The following is a 23,437-nucleotide window of genomic DNA, read 5'->3' on the forward strand; positions in this document are numbered from 1 at the left end:
CATGGGACGCGGTGGCGCCTCGAATGACCGCTCAGACGGTGCGGAACGCAAGTGCATCGCCACGGGCGAGGTGCAGCCGAAACACGGGTTGATCCGTTTCGTGGTCGGCCCGGACAATCAGGTTTACCCGGATATTCTGGGTAAACTGCCGGGCCGGGGCATCTATGTCGCGGCGGATCGTGCGGCGCTGGAATTGGCCATCAAGAAAAAGGCTTTTTCCCGCTCGGCGAAACAGCCGGTCACTCTGCCCGACGGGCTGGTCGACGAGGTCGAGCAGCAGTTGGCGCGGCGGGTGGTCGAGCTGATCTCGCTCCAGCGCAAGGCGGGCAAGGCGGTCGCCGGTTACGAAAAGGTCAAGGGTTGGTTGCAAACCGAAGAGGCCGAAGTATTGATACAGGCCGTAGATGGGTCAGGGCGCGGGAAGTCCAAGCTGAGCACCCCACACTATGGTCATTACATCGGTTGGTTGACAGCCGATGAATTGGGTTTGGCATTCGGTCGCCAAACTGTGATACATGGGGCGCTCGCCTCTGGTGGACTCACGCAACGTGTTGTAGAGGAAGCCGGTAGACTTAAAGGCGTGCGCGTAAACGAGGGTGGCAACGGCCATCCGAAAGGATAGACGAGCTTCATGAGCGATAGTGACGGCAAGAAAACATTGGGTCTGCGCGGTGGCGCACGTCCGGGGAACGTAAAGCAAAGCTTTAGCCACGGGCGTACCAAAAACGTTGTGGTCGAAACCAAGCGCAAGCGTGTTGTGGTGCCCAAACCGGGTGGCCAGAAATCAACAGGTCCGGGCGCCGGGCCGATTGGCGATCCCAAGAAGCGCCCCGCAGGCATCACCGATGCCGAGATGGAGCGCCGTCTGAAGGCCGTTCAGGCCGCCAAGGCCCGTGAGGCCGAGGAAGCCGCGCAGCGTGAAGCCGAGGAAAAAGCCCGCGCCGAAGAGCGTGAGCGTCGCCGGGCCGAGATTGAGGCCAAGGAACGCGAAGAGCGTGAGCGCGAAGAAAGCCTCAAAGCCAAGGCCGAGGAAGACGCCCGTCGCAAAGCAGAGGCCGAAGCGGCTGCTGCTGCCCCCGCACCGGAACCTGCCGCTGGACGCGAGCCGGGCAACAAACCTGCGCCCTCCGCGACACCGCGCAAAACCACGGACCGTGACCGCGACGACAGCAAGAAGCGCAGCAAAGGTGGCGACAGCCGCCGCGCGGGCAAGCTGACCGTCAATCAGGCGCTTGCCGGTGGCGAAGGTGGCCGTCAGCGTTCCATGGCGCAGATGAAGCGCAAGCAAGAACGTGCGCGTCAAAAAGCGATGGGTGGCCAGGTCGAGCGTGAAAAGATCGTGCGCGACGTGCAGCTTCCGCCCGCTATCGTGGTCTCTGAACTCGCCAACCGTATGGCCGAGAAGACCGGCGCGGTGGTCAAGGCGCTGATGCAAAACGGCCTGATGGTGACCCAGAACGAAACCATCGACGCCGATACAGCCGAGCTGATCATTGAGGAATTCGGCCACAAAGTGGTGCGCGTTTCCGACGCCGATGTCGAAGATGTCATCAAAGAGGTTGAGGACGATCCGAAGGATCTGCAATCGCGTCCCCCGGTCATCACGATCATGGGCCACGTCGACCACGGCAAAACCTCGCTTCTGGACGCGATCCGCAACGCCAAGGTTGTGGCGGGCGAAGCCGGTGGCATCACCCAGCACATCGGCGCCTATCAGGTGAAAACCGACAACGGCACCGTGCTGTCCTTCCTCGACACGCCGGGTCACGCGGCCTTCACCTCCATGCGTTCGCGCGGGGCTCAGGTGACGGATATCGTGGTTCTGGTGGTCGCGGCGGATGACGCCGTGATGCCGCAGACGATCGAAGCGATTGCCCACGCGAAAGCGGCCAAGGTGCCGATGATCGTGGCGATCAACAAGATCGATAAACCCGCCGCCAATGCCGACAAGGTCCGTACCGATCTGCTTCAGCACGAAGTCATCGTCGAGAAGATGTCGGGCGATGTGCAAGACGTCGAAGTATCGGCAGCAACGGGCCAAGGTCTCGACGATCTGCTCGAAGCCATCGCGCTGCAATCGGAAATCCTCGAACTCAAGGCGAACCCGAACCGGGCCGCCGTGGGTGCGGTGATCGAAGCGCAGCTTGACGTGGGCCGCGGCCCTGTGGCGACCGTGCTGGTTCAGAACGGCACGCTGCGTCAGGGCGATATCTTCGTCGTGGGTGAGCAGTACGGTAAGGTTCGTGCGCTGATCAACGACCAAGGCGAGCGCGTCAAAGAAGCCGGGCCTTCGGTGCCGGTTGAGGTGCTGGGCATCAACGGCACGCCCGAGGCCGGTGACGTGCTGAACGTGACCGAGACCGAAGCGCAGGCCCGTGAGATTGCCGAGTATCGTGCGCAGGCCGCCAAGGACAAGCGCGCCGCTGCCGGTGCCGCCACGACGCTGGAACAGCTGATGGCCAACGCCAAGGCGGATGAGAACGTGAGCGAGTTGCCGATCCTCGTCAAAGCCGACGTGCAAGGCTCCGCCGAAGCGATCGTTCAGGCGATGGAGAAAATCGGCAACGACGAAGTCCGCGTTCGAGTTCTGCACTCCGGTGTGGGCGCGATCACCGAGACGGATGTCGGCCTTGCCGAAGCCTCCGGCGCGCCGATCATGGGCTTCAACGTGCGTGCCAATGCCTCGGCTCGGAACACGGCGAACCAGAAGGGTGTCGAAATCCGCTACTACTCGGTCATCTATGACCTTGTGGATGACGTGAAAGCGGCCGCAAGCGGCTTGCTGAGCGCCGAGATCAAAGAGAACTTCATTGGCTACGCCAATATCAAAGAAGTCTTCAAGGTCACCGGTGTGGGCAAAGTCGCAGGCTGTCTGGTCACCGAAGGCGTCGCCCGCCGCAGCGCCGGTGTGCGTTTGCTGCGCGACAACGTCGTGATCCACGAAGGCACGCTGAAAACGCTTAAGCGCTTCAAAGACGAAGTGCCCGAGGTTCAGTCCGGTCAGGAATGCGGCATGGCATTCGAGAACTACGAAGACATCCGCCCCGGCGATGTGATCGAGATTTTCGAGCGCGAAGAAGTGACCCGCACCTTGGCCTAAGCCAAGCGCTTACAAGATGAATTCCCCAGAGGCCCGGTCGAATTGCCGGGCCTCTGCTTTTGTGAAGGCCCTCTTGCTGTCATCGAAACTGATCCGCGCCAGATTGACGTGCAGGGGCGAGATATCGATCAGGTTGAAATCATTCGGCTCCCCCCGCTGGCGCGAAGACAGGCTGGTGCCCGCGTGCAGTTGGATCGCCAGATGACCGTCATGCTCAGGCGCTGGATGGGCAAAGGTGCCCGCGTGCCAGATGTGCAGATGACCCGACAGGATCAGGTCAGCGCCGCAGTCCAAGAGCCGTCTCAGCGCGCGTTTCGCGCCGGGAATGGGCTTCTTGTGGGTCTCATTGGGGTGATCCAGCGGATGGTGGCAAACCGCAATGCGCAGGGTCTTTTCCCCCCCGCGCGACAGGGCGCGGCAGGCGCGGCCCAAACGGCGCAGGCCCAGTTTGCCGGTCTGCCATTTGAACCGATCAACGGTGTTGATCCCCACGGCGACGAAATCCGCCCCCTCATGCACCGGCGTGAGGTCGTGATCGATCCAATGCCGGTAATAGCGCCACGGGGCGAAAAACCGGGTAAAGGGGCGGTGCAGCGGAATATCGTGATTGCCCGGCACGCTCAGCACCGGCGCGTTGATCCTGTCGATAAAAGCCCGCGCGGCGCGATATTCCTTTTCCCGCGCCCGTTGAGTCAGGTCGCCCGAGATGATCACCAGATCGGGGTCATAGCCATTCACCGCATCTAGGAGCGGTACCAAAAGGTCGGGGCGGTCTTTGCCGAAGTGCAGGTCGGATAGGTGAATCAAACGGCTCATCGCACGGTCTTCCCGGTCGTGGAGGGTACAAAGATATGAATGGGCGAACTGGCACGAGTGAGCCGATACGGGCCGCGCATCACCGCAATCTCTCCGTCCCGCGCGACATAGCGTTTGCGCTGTTTCATGCGTATCTCAATCTCGGACCCGCAGAGCATTTCGTAGTCCGTGTGGTGTTTCGCGCGACCTGTCGCCAACGCCACCGCATGGCGCAGCAGGCCGAAGCGATAGGTGTCAGGGGCGACCAGCAGCACCATATCGCCGCGCGCGATGCAGTCCTGCCCATCAAGCCCCATTTGATCCAGTTGAAACGCGTTGTTCACCGCGAAAACGAGCGGGGTGCGCAGCTGGCTCTCTTTCCCGTCGACCACGATGGTCAATTTGAGCGAGGTGCGGAAATCCATCAAGGCTTTGATCACCGACCAATAGGCGGCGACCCGGCTGCGTCCCCAACGGCGGTAGATGCCTTCGCGCGTTTTGAGGATGGCGGGATAAGCCCCGATACTGGCGTTGTTCAAAAAGGTCTCACCGTTGATCGTCGCCACATGCACCGGGCGGCTGTCACCAGCGGCGATGACGTCGACCGCCTCTTCAAGGTTCTCTGGAATACCCATCGACCGCGCAAAATAGTTGAAGGTGCCCTGCGGGATGATGCCGAGCGGACGGTCGTGGTCTACCATGGCCGAGGACACGCCCGAGATCGTGCCATCCCCGCCCGCGACGGCGATGATCCCCTCGCCGCTAGACAGCGCCTCCCGCGCGGCGCTGGCAGGGTCGTTGCGTTTGTCGATGTGAATGAATTCCGCCGTGATCCCATGCCGCGCAAAGGCGGATCGGATCGTGTTTTCGGCTTGGTCACCGTCTTGACGGCCTGAACCGCGGTTCAGAATGACGATAGCGCGCTTCGATGACATAAGTTCCCCTGCCAAATGCTCGGGGAAAACGCGGTGGAACGCCTATTTGTTCACCTCAATAGGCGTTCCGATGAGATTTTTCAGACAGGCTTGCCTTCGAAAATCTTCCCGTCGACCTGAACGGCCATGCGACCGCCCGCCAACATTTTTACAAAGATACCCTGAACGTAAATGGAACTTCCGATTGCGATGGTTCTCAACATGTCGGCACCCTTTCATACAGATGTTACAACTCTGCCTCAGGATGGTGCGCATTCGGTTAAAAAATCCGCAACATGCTGAGCGATTGGCGATCACTAGTGCAATTCTGCCACTCTGCGCTAGAGCCAATCACGCAATATTGATATGAGCGGTACGTCTGCCTCGGGCATTGGATAGGCGCGCATTTCGTTCGGGCGTACCCATTTCAGGGTCTGCCCCTCGCGCGAAACCGGTGTGCCGCCCCATTTGCGGCAGGCGAACAGCGGCATCAGAAGGTGGAAATCACTGTAGCTGTGGCTGGCAAAGGTCAGCGGGGCGAGACAGGATTCCCATGTCTCAATCCCCAGTTCCTCATGCAACTCGCGGATCAGCGCCGCTTCTGGCGTCTCTCCGGGTTCGATTTTGCCGCCCGGAAACTCCCAAAGGCCCGCCATCGGCTTGCCTTCGGGCCGTTGGGTCAAAAGCACGCGACCATCGATGTCGATCAAGGCCGCGGCGGAAACCAGTACTGTCTTCATCTGGTCAGGACCGGTAATCGGCGTTGATGTCGATATAGCCGTGGGTCAGGTCACAGGTCCATACGGTGCACTGCCCCTCGCCAAGGCCCAGATCGACCCCGATGGTGATGTTCTGACCCTTCATATGCGCGGCGGCATCTTCTTCGGAGTAGTCGGGGCTGCGCCAACCGTCGCGGGCGACTTCGATATCGCCGAAACGGATCGACAGACGGTCACGGTCCGCCGCGGCCCCGGATTTCCCAATGGCCATGACGACGCGGCCCCAGTTGGGGTCTTCGCCTGCGATGGCGGTCTTGATCAGGGGGGAGTTGGCGATGGCCATGGCGTGGATCTTGGCCTCGTCATCGTTGGAGGCACCGGTCACGGCCACCTCGACGAATTTCTGCGCGCCTTCGCCGTCTTTGACGACCTGATGCGCGAGGTCCATCATCACGTCCCGCAGCGCCGCGTCGAAGGCTTCATTGCCCGATACATCGACACCGGAGGCACCTGTCGCGGCCATGATCAGCGCATCGGAGGTGGAGGTGTCACTGTCGACAGTGATGCAGTTGAACGTTGTTTCGGTATGGGTCGAAAGGCGCTGTTGCAGCTCGTCCGTCGCCAGTACCGCATCGGTAAAGATATAGACCAGCATGGTGGCCATATCGGGCGCGATCATGCCCGAGCCTTTGGCGATCCCCGCGATAGAGACGGTTTTGCCGTCGATCTCAACCGTGGCGCTGGCCCCTTTGGGGAAAGTGTCCGTCGTCATGATGGCACGCGCCGCGTCTTCGATGCCCGCGGGGTCAAGCTGGTCATGCAGATCACCCAGCACGGCGGTGATGCGTTCATGCGGCAGGGGTTCGCCGATGACACCGGTGGAGGAGGTGAAGACCCGCGCTTGCGGCACGCCGCAGGCCTCGGCAGCGGCGGCGGTGATCGCCTCGACCGCGTCGGTGCCGCCCCGCCCGGTAAAGGCATTGGCGTTGCCCGAGTTCACGACAATGGCGGCGCCTTCGTCCGAGGCCCCGCCGATTTTTGCCTGGCAATCCAGCACCGGGGCCGCGCGGGTGGCGGAACGTGTGAACGCCCCCGCCACGGCGCTGCCCGGCGCCAGTTTCGCCAACATCACATCGGTGCGCCCTTGATAGCGCACGCCCGCGACGATGGTGGCGAATGTCACGCCGTCGATAACCGGCAATTCGGGAAAACGGGCCGGGGCGAGCGGCGAGACAGCCAGGGATTTAGCCATGAGTTAGTTCAGCCATTCGATGTTGTTGAGAACGGAAGGGTCGATGCCTTCGGCCGCGCTGCGGTCAACCTCGGCAGAGTCGGTCAGGCTTTCGATCGCCTCTTGCACGTTGGTCTGGCGGATTTGGGTTTCCAGCTCTTCACGCACGTCTTCCAGTGCGGGGGCTTCGGCGGTGCGTGTCTCGTTCAGTTTGATGACATGCCAGCCGAACTGGGTTTCCACCGGCTCGGACACGCTGCCAGCTTCCATGCCCGCGACGGCCTCTTCAAAGGCAGGCACCATCATGCCGGGGCCGAACCACCCCAAGGAGCCGCCACCGGGGCCGGAGGGGCCGGTCGATTTCTCTTTGGCAAGCTCGGCAAAGTCCGCGCCGCCATCGAGTTCTGCTTTGATCGCGTCGGCTTCTTCCTTGGTTTCGACAAGGATATGCGAGGCGTTGAACTCGGGCTCAGGCTCTGCGTCGCTGTATTGCGCGTCATAGGCCGCTTGCAACTCTTCGTCGCTCACCGGCTCTGCCATGACGCCTTCGATCGCCTCACCAGCGGTGAGCGAGCGGGTCTCATTCTCGAGCGATAGGGTTACGCGCGGCGGCAATTCGCCGGTAAAGCTGTCGGCGAGGGCCGTCTGCTGCACAAGCTGGTCCAGAAGACCTTTGAACAGCACGTCCTCGGGCAGTTGTTGGTACTGCTGGGGCAGGCTCGCGCGGGCGACGATCATATGCCCGAGCGTGATTTCAGTGTCGTTGACGGTGGCAACAACCGTGTCGAGACCCGGTTCGTCCTGGGCGGCCACAGGCAGCGCCACAGCGGCGGCAAGCGCCAAAGACGACAGAAAAGTGAGGGGTTTTTGCATGGTTGGGTCCAATCGCTTCCTTCGTAGCAGGGCTGCTACATTGACAGTGTATGGCACGCCCCTTACATCGCCTTATGGCGCTGAGAGGCGCGGGCTCATCCACTATCTATGGGCTGCCATGGCGCTCGGCAACCAGATCGGCGCAAGACATCATAACTTCGGCGGGAGATTACATGCTGGGTATCGGAACAATCGCCAAAAAGGTCTTTGGCACGCCAAACGACCGGAAGATCAAGGCGACCCGTCCGCTTGTGGCACGGATCAATGCGCTGGAGCCCGAGTTTGAAAAGCTAAGCGACGACGAGATCAAAGCGCGCACCGCGGAACTGGCCAAACGGGCCGACGGGGGCGAAAGCCTTGACGATCTGCTGCCAGAAGCCTTTGCCAACTGCCGCGAAGCCGCCCGCCGCACCCTCGGCCTGCGTGCCTTCGACACGCAGCTTCTGGGCGGTATCTTCCTGCATCAGGGCAATATCGCCGAGCAGAAGACCGGTGAGGGCAAGACCCTGACAGCCACCTTCGCGGCCTATCTGAACGGTCTCACGCATAAGGGCGTGCACGTGGTGACCGTGAACGAATACCTCGCCAAGCGCGACGCCGAATGGATGGGCAAGGTTTTCGGCGCATTGGGCCTGACCACGGGTGTCGCCTATTCCGGCATGCCGGAGGATCAGAAACGCGCGGCCTACGCCTGCGACATCACCTATGCCACCAACAACGAGTTGGGCTTCGATTACCTGCGCGACAACATGAAGTCGAACCTGTCGGACATGCTGCAACGCGGGCATAACTTTGCCATCGTGGACGAAGTCGACAGCATTCTGATCGATGAGGCACGGACACCCCTGATCATCTCCGGCCCGTCGCAGGACCGTTCCGAGATGTATCAGATCATCGACGCGCTGATCCCCTCGCTTACCGATGAGCATTACGAGCTGGACGAGAAGACCCGCAACGTCACCTTCACCGACGAAGGCAATGAGTTCCTCGAAGAGCAGCTGCGCGCGCGGGAATTGATCGAAGAGGGGATGACCCTTTACGATCCCGAAAGCACGACCATCGTGCACCACGTCAACCAAGGTCTGCGCGCGCATAAGCTGTTCCAGCGCGACAAGGACTACATCGTGCGCGATGGCGCGGTGACGTTGATTGACGAATTTACGGGCCGCATGATGCCGGGCCGCCGCCTGTCGGACGGTCTGCACCAAGCGATCGAAGCCAAGGAAGGCGTCGACATCCAGCCCGAGAACGTGACCCTCGCAAGCGTCACTTTCCAGAACTACTTCCGCCTATACGACAAACTGGGCGGCATGACAGGCACGGCCTTAACCGAAGCCGAAGAATTCGCCGAGATCTACGGCCTTGGCGTGGTCGAAGTGCCGACCAACGTGCCAATTGCCCGTGTGGACGAAGACGACGCCGTCTATCGCACCGCGCGTGAGAAATACGAGGCGATGATCGAGCGGGTCAAAGAGGCCCACGCCAAGGGGCAGCCCTGCCTTGTCGGCACCACTTCGATCGAAAAGTCCGAACAGCTTAGCGCCATGCTGACCGCCGCCGGGATCGAGCACAACGTGCTTAACGCCCGCCAGCACGAGCAAGAGGCGCAGATCATCGCCGAAGCGGGCAAGCTGGGCGCCGTGACCATCGCCACCAACATGGCGGGCCGCGGCACCGATATTCAGTTGGGCGGCAACGTCGAGTTGAAAGTGCTCGACGCGCTGGATGCCGACCCTGAGGCCGACCCGGCCAACATCCGCGCCCAGATCGAAGCGCAGCACGCCGAAGAAAAGCAGAAGGTGCTGGAGGCCGGTGGTCTCTACGTTCTGGCTTCCGAGCGTCACGAGAGCCGCCGCATCGACAACCAGTTGCGGGGCCGTTCGGGCCGTCAGGGTGACCCGGGCCGCACCTCGTTCTTCCTGTCGCTCGAAGATGATCTGATGCGCATTTTCGGTTCGGAACGGCTTGAGAAAGTGCTGACGACGTTGGGCCTGAAAGATGGCGAAGCCATCGTGCACCCATGGGTCAACAAGTCGCTTGAGCGGGCGCAGGCGAAGGTTGAGGGCCGCAACTTCGACATCCGCAAGCAACTGTTGAAGTTCGACGACGTGATGAACGAGCAGCGCAAGGTGATCTTTGGCCAGCGCCGCGAGATCATGGAGGCGGATAACCTCAATGAGATCGTCACCGACATGCGCGAGCAGGTGATCGACGATTTGATCGACACCTATATGCCGCCCAAGACCTACGCCGATCAGTGGGATACCCAAGGTTTCTATGCCGCGGTGATCGAACAGTTGAACGTCGACGTGCCGATCATCGCATGGTGCGAAGAGGACGGCGTGGATGATGAGGTGATCCGCGAACGTCTGATGAAGGCCACGGATGAGTTGATGGCCAAGAAGGCCGAGGCCTTTGGCGAAGAGAACATGCGCAACATCGAGAAACAGTTGTTGTTGCAGGCCATCGACACCAAATGGCGCGACCACCTGCTGACGCTCGAACATCTGCGTTCGGTCGTGGGCTTCCGCAGCTACGCGCAGCGCGATCCGCTGAACGAGTATAAGAACGAAGCCTTCCAATTGTTTGAGACGATGCTCGACAGTCTGCGGCAGGACGTGACCCAGAAGCTGGGCCAGATCCAACCGATGAGCGAAGAGCAACGCCGCGAGATGATGCAGGAAATGGCCGCCCGTCAGGCTGCCATGCAGGCTGCGGCGAGCGAAGCGGCGGATGAGGCCTCTGAACAGGCCGAGGCCGCAGCCCCCGGCTTTGACGAGAACGATCCGTCCACATGGGGCAACCCGGGCCGGAACGATCCCTGCCCCTGCGGCTCTGGCAAGAAGTTCAAACACTGCCACGGTCAGATCACCTGAGCGGCGTCACCTTTTCGCCCATAACTTGGCGTTTCAGGGCCATACCCCGGCCCTGATCCGCGCCCATAAAGTCTCTAACGAATCCGTTGAAGGAGACTTGTCATGTGGCGCACCAAAGAAATTCTGACAGCTGTCGGCACTCTGGCCTGTGCGGTGGGCATTGGCTATGTCATGCAAAGCTCCGACACCGCGCAGCAGCGCTATGGCGCGGCTGAGGCGCAGCGCCCGGTGGCCGACAATGGCGCCTTGCTTGAGGTTGAAGGCATCACCCTGACCTCTGCCGCGCTCGACAGCCCCATCGCGCTGCCAAAACTGGATGACCGCGTGGTCAAGGCCGCAGCGCCCCAAAGCCTGCCGCCCGCCCCGGAAAGCCACGGTGCCGCGATCCCAGCGACCTGTGATATCATTGCCGAAGCGGATGCCGTCGCCGCCGCGATGGTGAAACTCACCCTCGATGCCGCCTGTCTGCCGAATGAGCGGCTGACCGTGCACCATAATGGGATGATCTTTACCGAAGTGACCGATGACCAAGGGCAGTTGTCGGTCACCGTCCCGGCCTTGGCGGAAGAGGCTGTTTTCATCCTCGCCTTCGGCAACGGTGATGGCGCGGTGGCGCAGACTTCGGTCCCCGAACTATCCGACTTCAACCGCGTCGTGCTGCAATGGAAAGGCACGGCGGGGTTTGAGCTTCACGCCCGCGAGTTCGGCGCGGATTACGGCGAGGCGGGTCATGTCTGGTCCGGTGCGCCGCGCGATATGACCGCTGCCGTGCTGGGCGAAGGGGGCTTCATGACCCGCAATGGCGACATTGAGGCTTCTGAGCCGCTGATGGCCGAAGTCTATAGCTTCCCGGTCGCCAAAACGGCGCAGGAGGGCGATGTCGCGTTAAGCGTGGAGGCCGAGGTGAGCGAGGCGAACTGCGGGCTTGAGATCGAAGCACAGGCGCTGGAACTGCGCGGCGACGATCCGGTGAAAACCCAGAACCTGACCCTCGCCGTGCCGGACTGTGACGCTGTCGGCAACTTTCTGGTGTTGAATAATTTGCTCCAAGACCTGAAAGTCGCGCAGAACTGACGCAACCGGGTAGGTCTAGATGAACGGGTTGAAACGTGCGGCGATCAGCGCCGCACTTTTGCTTTTTACGGCGGGCGCATCCGCAGCGCAGGACATCGCACTGACCTCGCGCGATGGCAGCGTCGAACTCAGCGGCACCCTGCTGGGGTTCGACGGCGAATTCTACCGCGTCGAGACCGACTATGGCGAGTTGACCGTCGACAGCAGCGGCGTCTCTTGCGCCGGTCCGGGCTGCCCCAACCTTGCGGATTTCGTGGCCGAGGTGCGCTTCTCGGGCTCTGCCACCATGGGGGCGGTGCTGATGCCCGCGCTGATCGAGGCCTTTGCCGCGCGCCAAGGCTATACCGTCAGCCGCGAAGAGGGGGACAGCGGGCGCTTTGCGCTGCTGCTCTCGCGTGAGGATGACGGCAAGTTTGCCGCGCGGTTCGATTTCCGGGCGAGCAATACCAACGAGGGCTTTGCTGATCTGCTGGCGGATGAGGCTGATGTCGTCATGGCCCTGCGCGAGGTGCGCCGCGAAGAGCGGATCAATGCCCGTGAGGCGGGCTTGGGTGATCTGACCGGAGCCAATCGCAGCCGGGTTCTGGCGCTTGATGCGGTGGTGCCCGTGGTCGCCCCGTCTAATCCGGTCAAACAAATCTCGCCGCTGACCTTGGCGCGGGTGTTCTCGGGCGAGATCAAGAATTGGCAGCGCCTCGGCGGGCCGGACGCACCGATTGAGTTGCATCTGCCCACCGCCGACAGCGGGTTGAGCCAAGCCATCGTGGATCAGGTGCTCACCCCCGCCGGGCTGGAACTGAGCACTGATGTCACCCGTCATGCCATGCCCGATGCGCTGGCCGAAGCGGTCGCGCGGGATGTTTTTGCCCTAGGCATCACCAGCTATGCCGAACAGGGTGAGACCGAGGTGCTGACCCTTGGCGGCAACTGCGGTTTTGCGCTGGATGCCGCACGGCGGACGATCAAAACCGAAGATTACCCGCTGACCGCGCCGATGTTCCTCTATTTCCCCGCCCGGCGCTTGCCGCTGATCACGCGGGAGTTTCTGGCCTTCACCCGTGGCCCTTCGGCCCAGATCGTGATCCGCCGGGCCGGTTTCGTGGATCAAACGCCCGAGGAAATCCCGGTTGAGGAGCAGGGCAACCGCTTTGCCAATGCGATCATCACGGCGGGGGTCGAAACCCCGCTAGAGGAGTTGCAGCGCATGACGGCGACGCTGGTGCCGATGGCGCGGCTCACCACCTCTTTCCGCTTCGAGACCGGGTCGATCCGGCTTGATGCGCAGTCGCGGTCCAACGTGCAGCAATTGGCGCGGGCCTTGGAACAGGGGCAATATGATGCGCGGCGATTGATGTTCGTGGGCTTCAGCGATGGCGAGGGGGCCGCGCGGGCCAACCGCGAAATCGCCCTGCGCCGGGCCGAAGCGGTGCAGCGCGCGGTCAGCGCGGCTGCGGTCACCGCCAATCTGTCGCGCATCGATCTGCGGGTCGATGCCTTTGGCGAGGCGATGCCGATTGCCTGTGACGACAGCGAATGGGGCCGTCAGGCCAACCGGCGAGTCGAGGTTTGGGTGCGCTAACCGCGCCCCGCTATAAATGCCCCTCACTGCGAAAGCTGAGCTCGCGCGATTTGCCGATGATCAGATGATCATGCAGGGTTAGCCCCAAGGCGTCACAGGCGGCGGCGACCTGTCGGGTCATGTCAATGTCTGACCGTGACGGGCTAGGATCGCCCGAGGGGTGATTATGCACGAGGATGATCGCGCTGGCGTTCAACTCAAGCGCACGTTTGGCAACCTCGCGCGGATAGACAGGGACATGGTCAACCGTACCCTTCGCCTGTTCTTCGTCCGCGATGAGGATGTTCTTCCGGTCGAGGTAAAGGACGCGAAACTGCTCCATCTCCAGATGGGCCATGGTGGTGTGGCAATAGTCCAGAAGCGCGTCCCAAGAGGAGACGATATGCCTTTGCAGCACCTTCGCTCGGGCCAGCCGCTGTGCCGCGGCCTCAATGATCTTAAGCTCCACAATCACCGCCTCACCGACCCCTTTGACATCGCGCAGACGGGCGGCGGGGGCGGTGATGACGCGGTTGAAATCGCCGAACCGGTCGAGCAGTTCGCGCGCCAGCGGTTTTACGTCCCGGCGCGGGATGGCACGGAAGAGGACAAGCTCCAACATCTCATAGTCCGGCATGGCCGCCGCGCCCCCGTCGATGAAACGGCTGCGCAGGCGCTGGCGGTGATCCGCGATATAAGAGGGTTGCTTGCCCGTATTGGACGGCGGCGCTTGCGCTTCGTCCAAGAGATAGGGGAGGGGCTGATCAGCCAAGGTTCTCGGGGCACGGGTCATGCCCGGAGTGTCGCGCCAAAGTGGTTATTATTCGGTTAACGGACGGTTAAAACTTCGTTCACCACGCTGCCGAAAAAGGGGAGCCGCATCCACGGCTCCCCCCGATGGTTAACCCTTCATCGAATCCCAGAAGGATTTGACGGAAGAGAAGAAGTTGCTGCTTTCGGGGTTGTTGTTCTGGGCCTCGCCCTCGAACTCCCGCAGCAGTTCTTTCTGCCTATTGGTCAGGTTCACCGGGGTCTCGACCGCCAGTTCGATGATCATGTCACCCACGCCACCGCCACGCAGCGGCGGCATGCCCTTGCCGCGCAGACGCATCTGGCGGCCCGATTGGCTGCCCGCGGGGATCTGCACGCGGCCACGGCCCCCGTCGATGGTGGGCACTTCGATATTGCCACCCAGAGCGGCAGTGCTCATCGACACCGGAACACGACAGAAGAGGTTCGGTCCGTCGCGTTCGAATAGCTCGTGATCGGCCACCTCGATGAAGATATAGAGATCGCCCGAAGGCCCGCCACGCATGCCTGCTTCGCCTTCGCCAGCGAGACGGATGCGGGTGCCGGTTTCGACGCCCGCGGGGATGTTGACCGAGAGCGTGCGCTCTTTCTCAACCCGGCCCGCGCCGCGGCATTTCTTGCAAGGATTCTTGACGATCTGCCCCATGCCGGAACAGGTCGGGCAGGTCCGCTCGACGGTAAAGAAACCTTGCTGCGCGCGCACCTTTCCCATGCCCGAACAGGTGGGGCAGGTCGAAGGTTCCGCGCCGCCTTCGGCACCGCTGCCGTCACAGGCGTCACATTGGACCGAGGCCGGGACGGTGATCGACTTTTGCATGCCCGAAAAGGCATCTTCGAGCGAGATGCGCAGGTTGTAGCGCAAATCAGCCCCGCGTGCGGCACGGCGTCCGCCGCCACCGCCACGTTGGCCCATGAAGTCACCGAAGAGATCGTCGAAGACGTCGGAAAAGGCCGAAGAGAAATCGCCCTGACCGCCGCCCATGCCGCCGCCGGGACGCCCGCCGCCCATGCCACCTTCAAAGGCGGCGTGGCCATAGCGATCATAGGCGGCTTTCTTGTCACCGTCTTTGAGCACGTCATAAGCCTCGCCCACTTCCTTGAACTGGGCTTCGGCTTGGGGGTTGTCTTTGTTGCGGTCGGGGTGGAGGTCCTTCACCTTGCGGCGATAGGCTTTCTTGATCTCGTCGGCAGAGGCCCCTTTGGCAACGCCAAGCACCTCGTAGTAGTCACGTTTTGCCATGGGTTATCATGCTCCTGCGCTGGAACGTGATAGGCCGGCCCGTCTGACGGACCGGCCCTTTCACAGGTTCCGTTTCACACGCTTACGCGCGCTTGTCGTCGTCCAGATCTTCGAACTCGGCGTCAAGGATGTCGTCATCGCCACCTTGGGCTTGCTGAGCATCCGAAGGCTGCGCCGTGTCCTCGCTGCCGCCCTCTTCCTGAGCGGCCTTATAGATGGCTTCGCCCAGTTTCATGGCCGATTCGGTGACGTTCTGGATGCCGTTCTTGATCTTGTCGGCGTTGTCTGTTTCCAGCTCGTCTTTCAGCGCGGCAATGGCCAGTTCGATCGCTTCAACAGTGGTCGGGTCGACCTTGTCGGAATGCTCTTCCAGCGACTTCTCAGTCGAGTGGATCAGCGATTCCGCCTGGTTCTTCGCTTCGATCAGCTCGCGACGGGACTTGTCCGCCTCAGCATTCTCTTCCGCGTCCTTGACCATCTGTTCGATGTCCGCATCCGACAGACCGCCCGAAGCTTGGATCGTGATCTTCTGCTCCTTGCCGGTGCCTTTGTCGAGTGCGCCGACCGACACGATGCCGTTGGCGTCAATGTCGAAGGTCACTTCGATCTGCGGCATGCCGCGGGGCGCAGGCGGGATGTTCTCAAGGTTGAAGGCACCGAGCATCTTGTTGTCGGCAGCCATCTCACGCTCACCCTGGAAGACCCGGATGGTCACGGCGTTCTGGTTGTCTTCGGCGGTCGAGAAGACCTGAGACTTCTTCGTCGGGATCGTGGTGTTGCGGTCGATCAGACGGGTGAAGACACCACCGAGCGTCTCGATACCGAGGGACAGCGGAGTCACGTCGAGCAGAACCACGTCCTTCACGTCGCCTTGCAGAACACCGGCCTGAATGGCGGCACCAAGGGCCACGACTTCGTCCGGGTTCACACCCTTGTGCGGCTCCTTGCCGAAGAATTTGGAGACCTCTTCGGCCACTTTCGGCATGCGGGTCATACCACCCACGAGCACGACCTCGTCGATGTCGGACGCGGACAGACCGGCATCCTTCAGCGCGGCGGCGCAGGGCTTCATCGAAGCTTTGATCAGGTCACCAACAAGGCTTTCCAGCTTGGCGCGGGTCAGCTTCATGACCATGTGCAGCGGCGAGCCATCCTTGCCCATCGAGATGAAGGGCTGGTTGATCTCGGTCTGGCTGGAGGAGGACAGTTCGATCTTGGCCTTCTCTGCCGCTTCCTTCAGACGCTGCAACGCCATCTTGTCTTGCGTCAGGTCAACGCCGTTGGCCTTTTTGAACTCTTCCGCAAGGTAGTTCACGATGCGCATGTCAAAGTCTTCACCGCCAAGGAAAGTGTCGCCGTTGGTGGATTTCACTTCGAACAGGCCGTCGTCGATCTCAAGAATGGTCACGTCGAATGTACCGCCGCCAAGGTCATAGACCGCGATGGTTTGCGTGTTCTCTTTGTCGAGACCGTAGGCCAGCGCGGCGGCTGTCGGCTCGTTGATGATGCGCAGCACTTCGAGACCGGCGATCTTGCCGGCATCTTTGGTGGCCTGACGCTGGGCGTCGTTGAAGTAGGCAGGCACGGTGATAACCGCCTGAGAGACTTCCTCACCCAGATAGCTTTCTGCGGTTTCTTTCATCTTGCCGAGGATGAAGGCCGAGATTTGGCTTGGGGAGTATTTCTCACCCTTGGCTTCGACCCATGCGTCGCCGTTGCCGCCGTCGATGACGTTGAACGGCATGTTCTTTTTGTCTTTGGCCAGATCCGCATCGTCGTTGCGGCGGCCGATCAGGCGCTTGACGCCGAAGACTGTGTTTTCGGGGTTGGTGACCGCCTGGCGTTTCGCCGGCTGGCCGACAAGGCGTTCATCGTCGGTGAAGGCGACGATCGACGGCGTGGTGCGCGCGCCTTCGGCGTTTTCGATCACACGCGGCTGGCTGCCATCCATGATGGCGATACAGCTGTTGGTGGTGCCAAGGTCAATACCGATTACTTTGGACATGTTTCGATCCCTCTTTGAATCTAAGGCGATGACACGAGGCGCGGACCCGTTTTGGCATCCTGCCCCGATCTGTTGACATCGAAGACTACGTGCCTTCGACGGTTCGGAGCGTATATAGGGAGGGTACTTGCACCCTGCAACCATTGGCTGGTCTGGATGGTCGCGATTCCGTGATGTTTTTGCTAAACGAGTGAGGAAGAACGAAAAATGACTGCTTTGCGCCTCCGGGCCTTTGATATTCACAAGGAATTTCTGGGCAGAGCGGCCCAGCAGGAGGTGCTGGAGGCGGTGCGCGGCGTGGTGCGCCAGGCGCCGTTTTTTCGCCCCGAAGTGCCGCGCGGCGGGCGCATGTCGGTCCGGATGAGCGCGGCAGGGCGCTATGGCTGGTTTTCGGATCGGCGCGGGTATCGTTACGTCACCGAACATCCCGACGGTGAGCCTTGGCCCGAGATCCCGGCACCGATTATGGCGATCTGGGATCAGTTGACCGGGTTGGAGCGCCGCCCTGAATGCTGCCTGATCAACTACTACGATGCCGATGCGCGCATGGGGCTGCATCAGGACCGGGACGAGGCGGATTTTCAGTGGCCTGTCGTCTCAGTCTCTCTGGGGGATGATGGGTTGTTTCGGATCGGCAACCTAACCCGAGGGGGCAAGACGGAATCGATCTGGCTGCAATCGGGCGATGTGGTTGTGATGGGCGGTGACGCGCGGCTGACCTATCACGGCGTGGACCGGATCAAACCCGGCACCTCGACATTGCTGCCCAAAGGCGGGCGGATCAACTTGACGCTGCGCGTGGTGGAGTGACGTTTTCTTTAAAAGAAAACGGGCACGGACTTTTCAAAAAGTCCGTCGCTTCAGTGGCTAAGCGAACAACACCCTGTCTGATGTTGCCAGCCATCATTTCCCTGCAAAAGAAAGTCGACAGCCAGCCCATAGGCGCGGTCCGACATGCCATCGCTACAGGCGCGCGTCGTGAGCGTGGCGATGGCCGCGCCCTGCGGCCCCTCGGCGATCATATGAAAACTGTCGCGCCGCCCCTGCGCCGGGCCAGACTGCGTGATGCGGTAATCGCGCGGGCTGCCTGCCATGGCGTGATAGTTCAACGCCTCGCCCGTCACCTCAAAAGACCAAAACGGCTCTGTCCCGCCGCAATGGGCCACGGGTGGGATCGCACCGGCCCATTGGCCCGCTTGCCGGGTGAGGAAACGTAGAGAGACCCAGCCGCTCCCTTCGCCCGTGTTGACCAAGCCCCAGCCGTGATGGTCATCGGGGCGGATCACTTCGATGTTCTGGGCGTCAGGCGCGAAGCTGCCGATGATCGGGGCGCTGGCACTCGGGGCTTGGCGAGTGTTTAACACGTCATCCGCCGCGACACCGCTGACGTCATGCAGGGCGGGCCATGCATCCTGCGTCGCCCAGACAGGCAGTGCCCAAAGGCAGAGGAAGAGCGCCAGAAGTCTCATCGCCGGGCGTTCCAACTAATCGACGCATGGCGGCGGGTATAGAATTCGCCCATCAGTCCGATCATCAAAAGCACCAGACCCACCCAAAGCGGATATTCCCAACTGGTGTAGCGCGGGTTGTAATTGATGAAGGCAAAGCCGCGCGCTTGGTCGATGCTGTGAAACAACGGGTTCCAGTCAAACATCGCCAACATATAGCCGGGCAGGGAGTTGGCGAGGAACATCTTCCCCGAGGCGATCATATTGGCGCGTTGATAGACGGTTGAGAAAATCGTCACGAAGGACGGAAACCACGGTTTGATCGCCAGCATCACCAACCCGAGCGCGCAGCCGGTAAACCACGCGGTCAGCATCATCCCGAAAGCGGCAAAGGGCTGGTCTATGGTGATCGGGGTGACTGCCACATGATAGATGAACAAGATCACGAAGAGCGACAGCACTTGGATATAGAGCGAGCCCACTGCCGCTGATGCGATGGCGATGATCGTGTTCATCGGGGCGTGCTGCATCATCGGGCTTGCCGGTCCCTCAGACCCCGCCACCGCGCCCAAAGCTTTCACATGGGTGAGGTAGAGGAAAATCCCGGACATCAGATAGATGAGAAAGTCACCCCGCACGGCAGAGCCGCGCATCCCGAGGATCGAAAACATTACATAGAAGGCCAGTACGAACATCACCGTTTGCAGCATGTTCATCGCGATGGCGATAAAGGCATTGTTGTGCTGTTTGCGCACGTTGCGCACCACGGAATGGTAAACCAGTTCCGCGATGGCGAGGGCCGAGCCGATGCCGGATTTCGGCTTTCTGGAGGATTGGAACATGCGCGCGTCCTTGACGAAGCCCTAGCGTGGCACGGAATTCTTGCTGTTCCGTTAGCTCCGCAGCATAAGGGAAACAGTGAATTGAAGCAACGACAGCCCGCAGGGCCGGAGGCAAAATGGATTACGAGAAACTGGTCGCGGAAATGCGGCGGCTGGCATTGGAAGCCGGGGACAAGATCATGGAGATCTACGGTCAGGACGATTTCGAGGTGAAATCGAAATCCGACGACAGCCCCGTCACCGCCGCCGACGAAGCTGCCGATGCGATCATTTCCGACGGACTCCGCGCCGCTTTCCCCGATGTCATGTTGGTGACCGAAGAGCAGGCTGCGACCCATTCCGCCAAGGGCGATACCTTTCTCATCGTCGATCCGCTGGATGGCACCAAGGAGTTCGTCCATCGCCGCGGGGATTTCACGGTGAACATCGCGCTGGTCGAAGGCGGCGTGCCGACGCGCGGCGTGGTCTATGCCCCTGCCAAAGCCCGGATGTTCTTTACCCAAGCCGACGGCCAGTCGGTCGAAGAGTCCGGCGCATTCGACAAAGGGCAGGTGGGCGAAACCAAAGCGATTTCGGTCTCTAACCCCGACAATGCGGCCCTGATGGTCGTCGCCTCCAAATCTCACCGCGATCAGGCGACCGATGATTATATCGGCAAATACGCTGCGCGCGACATGACCTCGGCGGGGTCGTCGCTGAAATTTTGTCTCGTCGCGACCGGAGAGGCCGATCTCTACCCGCGTTTGGGCCGCACGATGGAGTGGGACACTGCCGCGGGCCATGCGGTGCTGAACGGGGCAGGCGGCGCGGTGGTGCGCTTCGATGACCTCTCGCCCCTGACCTACGGCAAGGAGGATTTCGCGAACCCTTTCTTCATCGCCCACGCACCGGGCGTTGAGTTGAAGGCGGGCTGATGTCTGTCCTGATCGTCATCCCCGCCCGCTATGCCTCCACCCGCTACCCCGGCAAGCCGCTGGTGGCGCTCACCGGGGCGTCGGGCCAGAAACAGACCCTGATCGAACGCAGTTGGCGGGCCGCCAGCGCTGTGTCGGGCGTCGACCGCGTGGTGGTGGCCACCGACGATGACCGCATTCGGGAGGCCGCCGAAGGTTTCGGTGCCGAGGTCGTGATGACCTCGGAGAGCTGCGCCAACGGCACCGAGCGCTGTGCTGAGGCCCATGCCGCATTGGGTGGGGGCTATGACATCGTGGTCAACCTGCAAGGTGACGCCCCGCTGACGCCGCATTGGTTCGTCGAAGGGCTAGTACAGGGGTTGAAAGACAACCCCGAGGCCGAGATCGCCACCCCGGTTCTGCGCTGCGACGGGGCCACGTTGAACAGTCTTCTGGCCGACCGCAAAGCGGGCCGCGTGGGCGGCACCACAGCGGTTTTCGGCGCCGATAATCAAGCGCTCTACTTCTCGAAAGAGGTCGTTCCCTATACCGGAAAGCCCTATGCAGAGACGGATATGACCCCGGTCTTCCACCATGTCGGCGTCTATGCCTACCGCCCCGATGCGCTGGCGCAATACCCAAGCTGGCCTGTCGGCCCCTTGGAGCAGTTGGAAGGGTTGGAGCAGTTGCGTTTCCTTGAAAATGGCCGCGCCGTGCTCTGTGCGGAGGTCGAGGCCAAGGGGCGCGAGTTTTGGGAATTGAACAACCCCGAAGACGTGCCAAAGCTCGAAGCCATGATGGCGAAAATGGGTCTGGAATGACCGCCACCCCGGTCAGTGCCACGCTTGAAAGCGGCGTGCCTGTCAGCATCGTGATCGTCAGCCGGAATCGGCCCGAAGCATTGCGGCGCTGCCTGACGGGGGTGGAACAGCTTCAATATACCCCTTTCGAAGTCATCATCGTGGCCGATCCCGCCGGGATCGCCGTGGCCCGCGCCATGCATTTCGCCGGGGCGTTGAAGCTGGTCCCTTTCGACAGGTCGAATATCTCTGCCGCGCGCAACCTTGGGATTGCCGAGGCTGCGGGGGAGGTCGTGGCCTTTATCGACGATGACGCGGTGCCCGAGCCGCAATGGCTGCGCCACCTGCTGGAGCCTGCGCAACGGCCCGAGGTCGCGGCGATGACCGGCTTCGTCCGGGGGCGAAACGGTATCTCGTTTCAATATCGTGCGCGCCGGTTGAATGGTGTCGGAGAGCCGGAAACGCTCGATGTCGACCCTGAAACCCCTAGCATCTTGCACCCTCTGCCCGGGGGGGCAATCAAGACCGAAGGCACTAATATGGCCTTTCGGCGCGATGTCTTGGTGGAAATGGGCGGCTTTGACCCGGCCTTTCACTACTATCTTGATGAGACCGATCTGAACATGCGGCTGGCGCGGGCGGGCCATGCCACAGCAATCGTGCCACTGGCCGAGGTCCACCACGGTTTCGCCGCCAACGCCATGCGAAGCGCCAACCGCGTGCCGCGCGATCTTTTCGATATCGGGGCGAGCTGGGCCGTGTTTCATCGCAAACATCTGCCTGCGCAGGACCGTGCCGCCCATTGGGCGCATCTGCGCGCCCAAGAGCGCCGCCGTCTGCTGCGCCATCTGATAAGCGGCGGGTTGGAGCCGCGCGATGTGCCAAGGCTGCTGCGCAGGTTGGACGAGGGGCACGCCGAAGGGGTGGAACGCCCCATCGCCAGCGTCACCCTGCCTGAGAAGGCCGACAGCGCTTTCCGCCCTTTTCCGGCCCGTGCCCGGCGCAGCGTGGCCATGTTCACCCGGCCTATTAATCTGGCGCGAGACCGGGCAAAGGCTGCAAAACGGGCATTATCGGGTGAGATCGTGACCCTGATCAATCTTTCGCCGACGGCGCTTTATCATCGCGTTGCCTTTGATCCGGTCCACGCTATTTGGCTGCAAACAGGTGGAATATACGGAAAGTCCACACGGGATGACGCGGTTTTCCGCTTAACTCGGCGCCTCGACAGGCTGCAGAGGGAAGTTAATCGAGTTGCCAGACAGCGCGGTTTAGGCGATGATCATCGCCGGTAGAAAGACGCAGGTAAATTGACCGTGGCGATCTGTATATTTCGAATAAGTTGTAAGGATTAAAATGCGCAAGAAGGTTACAAAAGCGATTTTCCCCGTTGCAGGCATGGGGACACGCTTTCTGCCCGCCACCAAATCGGTGCCGAAAGAGATTATGACCCTCGTCGACCGGCCTTTGGTTCAATATGCAATCGATGAGGCGCGCGCCGCCGGGATCAAAGAGTTCATCTTCGTGACCTCGCGCGGCAAAGGCGCGCTGGAGGATTACTTTGATCATGCGCCGCAGCTTGAGCAGGAGTTGCGTAAAAAGGGCAAGACCGAGCTTTTGGAGACGCTGCAAAGCACCAATATGGACAGTGGCGCAATCGCCTATATTCGCCAGCACAAGGCGCTGGGCTTGGGCCATGCGGTCTGGTGCGCGCGCCGTTTGATCGGCAATGAGCCCTTTGCCGTTATGCTGCCAGATGACGTGATCGCGGCGGAAAAACCTTGTCTTCAACAGATGGTCGAGGCCTATGAGGAAACCGGCGGCAGCATGGTCGCCGCGATGGAGGTGGAGCCTTCCCGCACGTCCTCTTACGGCATTCTCGATACCAGCGAAGAGCGCGGTGATCGTGTGAAGGTCAGTGGCATGGTGGAAAAGCCTGCCGTCGACGAAGCACCATCGAACCTCGCGGTGATCGGGCGCTATATTCTGGCGCCGACTGTTTTAAAGAACCTGAACAAGCTGAAATCCGGCTCGGGCGGTGAAATTCAATTGACCGATGCGATCGCGCAAGAGATCGAGCAAGACCGCGATGTCTATGGCTTCCGTTTCCGCGGTCAGCGGTTCGATTGCGGCTCTAAAGCGGGCTTTTTGCAAGCGACCGTGGCATTCGGCCTTGCCCGTGAAGAATTGCGCGACGAACTTTCGGCCTATCTGCAAAGCATCTCGCAAGTCGACTGCGCGGCGCAGTAGGGGCGAGAA

General features: G+C 61.3%; 21 protein-coding genes. 10 read left to right on the plus strand and 11 right to left on the minus strand.

Features of this window, described 5'->3' with window-relative positions; all coding sequences use genetic code 11:
• Window position 1 precedes the first annotated feature (1 nt).
• Together ACGYLQ_RS00955 and infB are read left to right on the plus strand one after the other, a co-directional pair.
• On the plus strand, window positions 2-622 hold the full coding sequence (locus ACGYLQ_RS00955; protein WP_271688604.1) for an RNA-binding protein: 621 nt from the start codon (window positions 2-4) through the stop codon (window positions 620-622).
• A gap of 9 nt (window positions 623-631) precedes the next feature.
• Window positions 632-3,100 carry a translation initiation factor IF-2 gene (gene infB / locus ACGYLQ_RS00960; RefSeq protein ID WP_394439831.1) on the plus strand — a complete coding sequence of 823 codons (2,469 nt, stop codon included), beginning with the start codon at window positions 632-634 and terminating at the stop codon, window positions 3,098-3,100.
• Window positions 3,101-3,109: 9 nt separating this feature from the next.
• Here the strand turns inward: infB and ACGYLQ_RS00965 are convergent, their stop codons facing one another.
• The 6 genes from ACGYLQ_RS00965 to ACGYLQ_RS00990 form a co-directional block, all read right to left on the minus strand.
• Entirely contained in the window at window positions 3,110-3,916 is an 807-nt protein-coding gene (locus ACGYLQ_RS00965; protein WP_394439832.1) for a metallophosphoesterase family protein, read from the minus strand.
• Complete coding sequence (locus ACGYLQ_RS00970) at window positions 3,913-4,830, minus strand: diacylglycerol/lipid kinase family protein (RefSeq protein ID WP_394439833.1); 918 nt, start codon at window positions 4,828-4,830, stop codon at window positions 3,913-3,915. The genes ACGYLQ_RS00965 and ACGYLQ_RS00970 overlap by 4 nt, the downstream gene beginning before the upstream one ends.
• A gap of 80 nt (window positions 4,831-4,910) precedes the next feature.
• Complete coding sequence (locus tag ACGYLQ_RS00975) at window positions 4,911-5,033, minus strand: hypothetical protein (RefSeq protein WP_271688600.1); 123 nt, start codon at window positions 5,031-5,033, stop codon at window positions 4,911-4,913.
• Between the two features lie 117 nt (window positions 5,034-5,150).
• Window positions 5,151-5,549, minus strand: coding sequence for an 8-oxo-dGTP diphosphatase MutT (gene mutT / locus ACGYLQ_RS00980; protein WP_067264286.1), 399 nt, complete (start codon window positions 5,547-5,549; stop codon window positions 5,151-5,153).
• Between the two features lie 4 nt (window positions 5,550-5,553).
• Window positions 5,554-6,780: a bifunctional glutamate N-acetyltransferase/amino-acid acetyltransferase ArgJ gene (gene argJ, locus ACGYLQ_RS00985; protein ID WP_394439834.1), complete on the minus strand. Its 1,227-nt coding sequence runs from the start codon at window positions 6,778-6,780 to the stop codon at window positions 5,554-5,556.
• A gap of 3 nt (window positions 6,781-6,783) precedes the next feature.
• A complete protein-coding gene (locus ACGYLQ_RS00990) occupies window positions 6,784-7,632 on the minus strand; it encodes a peptidylprolyl isomerase (RefSeq protein WP_209216871.1) in 849 nt (282 codons plus the stop codon).
• Between the two features lie 173 nt (window positions 7,633-7,805).
• On the opposite strand from ACGYLQ_RS00990, the gene secA reads away from it, so the two are divergent.
• The 3 genes from secA (at window position 7,806) to ACGYLQ_RS01005 (ending at window position 13,161) form a co-directional block, all read left to right on the plus strand.
• On the plus strand, window positions 7,806-10,508 hold the full coding sequence (secA, locus tag ACGYLQ_RS00995; protein ID WP_067264279.1) for a preprotein translocase subunit SecA: 2,703 nt from the start codon (window positions 7,806-7,808) through the stop codon (window positions 10,506-10,508).
• Between the two features lie 102 nt (window positions 10,509-10,610).
• Entirely contained in the window at window positions 10,611-11,582 is a 972-nt protein-coding gene (locus tag ACGYLQ_RS01000) for a hypothetical protein (RefSeq protein WP_394439836.1), read from the plus strand.
• A gap of 19 nt (window positions 11,583-11,601) precedes the next feature.
• On the plus strand, window positions 11,602-13,161 hold the full coding sequence (locus ACGYLQ_RS01005; RefSeq protein WP_394439838.1) for a phosphate ABC transporter substrate-binding/OmpA family protein: 1,560 nt from the start codon (window positions 11,602-11,604) through the stop codon (window positions 13,159-13,161).
• Between the two features lie 10 nt (window positions 13,162-13,171).
• Here ACGYLQ_RS01005 and radC read toward each other — a convergent pair whose 3' ends face one another.
• The 3 genes from radC to dnaK form a co-directional block, all read right to left on the minus strand.
• Window positions 13,172-13,933, minus strand: coding sequence for a DNA repair protein RadC (gene radC / locus ACGYLQ_RS01010; RefSeq protein ID WP_209216868.1), 762 nt, complete (start codon window positions 13,931-13,933; stop codon window positions 13,172-13,174).
• Between the two features lie 108 nt (window positions 13,934-14,041).
• A complete protein-coding gene (gene dnaJ / locus ACGYLQ_RS01015) occupies window positions 14,042-15,190 on the minus strand; it encodes a molecular chaperone DnaJ (RefSeq protein ID WP_067264268.1) in 1,149 nt (382 codons plus the stop codon).
• 82 nt (window positions 15,191-15,272) lie between these two features.
• Window positions 15,273-17,195, minus strand: a complete 1,923-nt coding sequence (gene dnaK / locus ACGYLQ_RS01020; RefSeq protein ID WP_271688593.1) for a molecular chaperone DnaK — start codon at window positions 17,193-17,195, stop codon at window positions 15,273-15,275.
• 207 nt (window positions 17,196-17,402) lie between these two features.
• Here dnaK and ACGYLQ_RS01025 point away from each other — a divergent pair, with 207 nt between their 5' ends.
• Window positions 17,403-18,005 (plus strand): alpha-ketoglutarate-dependent dioxygenase AlkB family protein, encoded by a 603-nt coding sequence (locus ACGYLQ_RS01025; protein ID WP_394439841.1) that lies wholly within the window; start codon window positions 17,403-17,405, stop codon window positions 18,003-18,005.
• 50 nt (window positions 18,006-18,055) lie between these two features.
• Here the strand turns inward: ACGYLQ_RS01025 and ACGYLQ_RS01030 are convergent, their stop codons facing one another.
• Window positions 18,056-18,664 carry a COG3650 family protein gene (locus ACGYLQ_RS01030; RefSeq protein WP_394439843.1) on the minus strand — a complete coding sequence of 203 codons (609 nt, stop codon included), beginning with the start codon at window positions 18,662-18,664 and terminating at the stop codon, window positions 18,056-18,058.
• Window positions 18,661-19,485 carry an ABC transporter permease gene (locus tag ACGYLQ_RS01035; protein ID WP_067264256.1) on the minus strand — a complete coding sequence of 275 codons (825 nt, stop codon included), beginning with the start codon at window positions 19,483-19,485 and terminating at the stop codon, window positions 18,661-18,663. The genes ACGYLQ_RS01030 and ACGYLQ_RS01035 overlap by 4 nt, the downstream gene beginning before the upstream one ends.
• Before the next feature lie 116 nt (window positions 19,486-19,601).
• Here ACGYLQ_RS01035 and cysQ point away from each other — a divergent pair, with 116 nt between their 5' ends.
• From cysQ to galU, 4 genes are all read left to right on the plus strand, one after another.
• Window positions 19,602-20,399 carry a 3'(2'),5'-bisphosphate nucleotidase CysQ gene (gene cysQ / locus ACGYLQ_RS01040; RefSeq protein ID WP_394439847.1) on the plus strand — a complete coding sequence of 266 codons (798 nt, stop codon included), beginning with the start codon at window positions 19,602-19,604 and terminating at the stop codon, window positions 20,397-20,399.
• Window positions 20,399-21,199 (plus strand): 3-deoxy-manno-octulosonate cytidylyltransferase, encoded by an 801-nt coding sequence (locus ACGYLQ_RS01045; protein WP_394439848.1) that lies wholly within the window; start codon window positions 20,399-20,401, stop codon window positions 21,197-21,199. The genes cysQ and ACGYLQ_RS01045 overlap by 1 nt, the downstream gene beginning before the upstream one ends.
• Window positions 21,196-22,473: a glycosyltransferase family 2 protein gene (locus tag ACGYLQ_RS01050; protein ID WP_394439849.1), complete on the plus strand. Its 1,278-nt coding sequence runs from the start codon at window positions 21,196-21,198 to the stop codon at window positions 22,471-22,473. The genes ACGYLQ_RS01045 and ACGYLQ_RS01050 overlap by 4 nt, the downstream gene beginning before the upstream one ends.
• 61 nt (window positions 22,474-22,534) lie before the next feature.
• Window positions 22,535-23,428, plus strand: coding sequence for a UTP--glucose-1-phosphate uridylyltransferase GalU (gene galU / locus ACGYLQ_RS01055; protein ID WP_394439851.1), 894 nt, complete (start codon window positions 22,535-22,537; stop codon window positions 23,426-23,428).
• Window positions 23,429-23,437: the final 9 nt, after the last annotated feature.

This window comes from Sulfitobacter sp. 1A12779, from assembly GCF_043557315.1.
In the GTDB taxonomy this organism is placed as follows: Bacteria; Pseudomonadota; Alphaproteobacteria; order Rhodobacterales; family Rhodobacteraceae; genus Sulfitobacter; species Sulfitobacter faviae.

Excerpts from the sequence above, each read along its gene's own strand:
- ACGYLQ_RS00975 (WP_271688600.1), bottom strand. The coding sequence starts at position 5,033 with ATGTTGAGAACCATCGCAATCGGAAGTTCCATTTACGTTCAGGGTATC.
- secA (WP_067264279.1), top strand. The coding sequence starts at position 7,806 with ATGCTGGGTATCGGAACAATCGCCAAAAAGGTCTTTGGCACGCCAAAC.
- ACGYLQ_RS01000 (WP_394439836.1), top strand. The coding sequence starts at position 10,611 with ATGTGGCGCACCAAAGAAATTCTGACAGCTGTCGGCACTCTGGCCTGT.
- ACGYLQ_RS01035 (WP_067264256.1), bottom strand. The coding sequence starts at position 19,485 with ATGTTCCAATCCTCCAGAAAGCCGAAATCCGGCATCGGCTCGGCCCTC.
- galU (WP_394439851.1), top strand. The coding sequence starts at position 22,535 with ATGCGCAAGAAGGTTACAAAAGCGATTTTCCCCGTTGCAGGCATGGGG.
- ACGYLQ_RS00955 (WP_271688604.1), top strand. The coding sequence starts at position 2 with ATGGGACGCGGTGGCGCCTCGAATGACCGCTCAGACGGTGCGGAACGC.
- mutT (WP_067264286.1), bottom strand. The coding sequence starts at position 5,549 with ATGAAGACAGTACTGGTTTCCGCCGCGGCCTTGATCGACATCGATGGT.
- argJ (WP_394439834.1), bottom strand. The coding sequence starts at position 6,780 with ATGGCTAAATCCCTGGCTGTCTCGCCGCTCGCCCCGGCCCGTTTTCCC.
- ACGYLQ_RS00965 (WP_394439832.1), bottom strand. The coding sequence starts at position 3,916 with ATGAGCCGTTTGATTCACCTATCCGACCTGCACTTCGGCAAAGACCGC.
- infB (WP_394439831.1), top strand. The coding sequence starts at position 632 with ATGAGCGATAGTGACGGCAAGAAAACATTGGGTCTGCGCGGTGGCGCA.
- cysQ (WP_394439847.1), top strand. The coding sequence starts at position 19,602 with ATGGATTACGAGAAACTGGTCGCGGAAATGCGGCGGCTGGCATTGGAA.
- ACGYLQ_RS01030 (WP_394439843.1), bottom strand. The coding sequence starts at position 18,664 with ATGAGACTTCTGGCGCTCTTCCTCTGCCTTTGGGCACTGCCTGTCTGG.
- ACGYLQ_RS00990 (WP_209216871.1), bottom strand. The coding sequence starts at position 7,632 with ATGCAAAAACCCCTCACTTTTCTGTCGTCTTTGGCGCTTGCCGCCGCT.
- ACGYLQ_RS01050 (WP_394439849.1), top strand. The coding sequence starts at position 21,196 with ATGACCGCCACCCCGGTCAGTGCCACGCTTGAAAGCGGCGTGCCTGTC.
- ACGYLQ_RS00970 (WP_394439833.1), bottom strand. The coding sequence starts at position 4,830 with ATGTCATCGAAGCGCGCTATCGTCATTCTGAACCGCGGTTCAGGCCGT.
- ACGYLQ_RS01045 (WP_394439848.1), top strand. The coding sequence starts at position 20,399 with ATGTCTGTCCTGATCGTCATCCCCGCCCGCTATGCCTCCACCCGCTAC.
- dnaK (WP_271688593.1), bottom strand. The coding sequence starts at position 17,195 with ATGTCCAAAGTAATCGGTATTGACCTTGGCACCACCAACAGCTGTATC.
- dnaJ (WP_067264268.1), bottom strand. The coding sequence starts at position 15,190 with ATGGCAAAACGTGACTACTACGAGGTGCTTGGCGTTGCCAAAGGGGCC.
- radC (WP_209216868.1), bottom strand. The coding sequence starts at position 13,933 with ATGACCCGTGCCCCGAGAACCTTGGCTGATCAGCCCCTCCCCTATCTC.
- ACGYLQ_RS01025 (WP_394439841.1), top strand. The coding sequence starts at position 17,403 with ATGACTGCTTTGCGCCTCCGGGCCTTTGATATTCACAAGGAATTTCTG.
- ACGYLQ_RS01005 (WP_394439838.1), top strand. The coding sequence starts at position 11,602 with ATGAACGGGTTGAAACGTGCGGCGATCAGCGCCGCACTTTTGCTTTTT.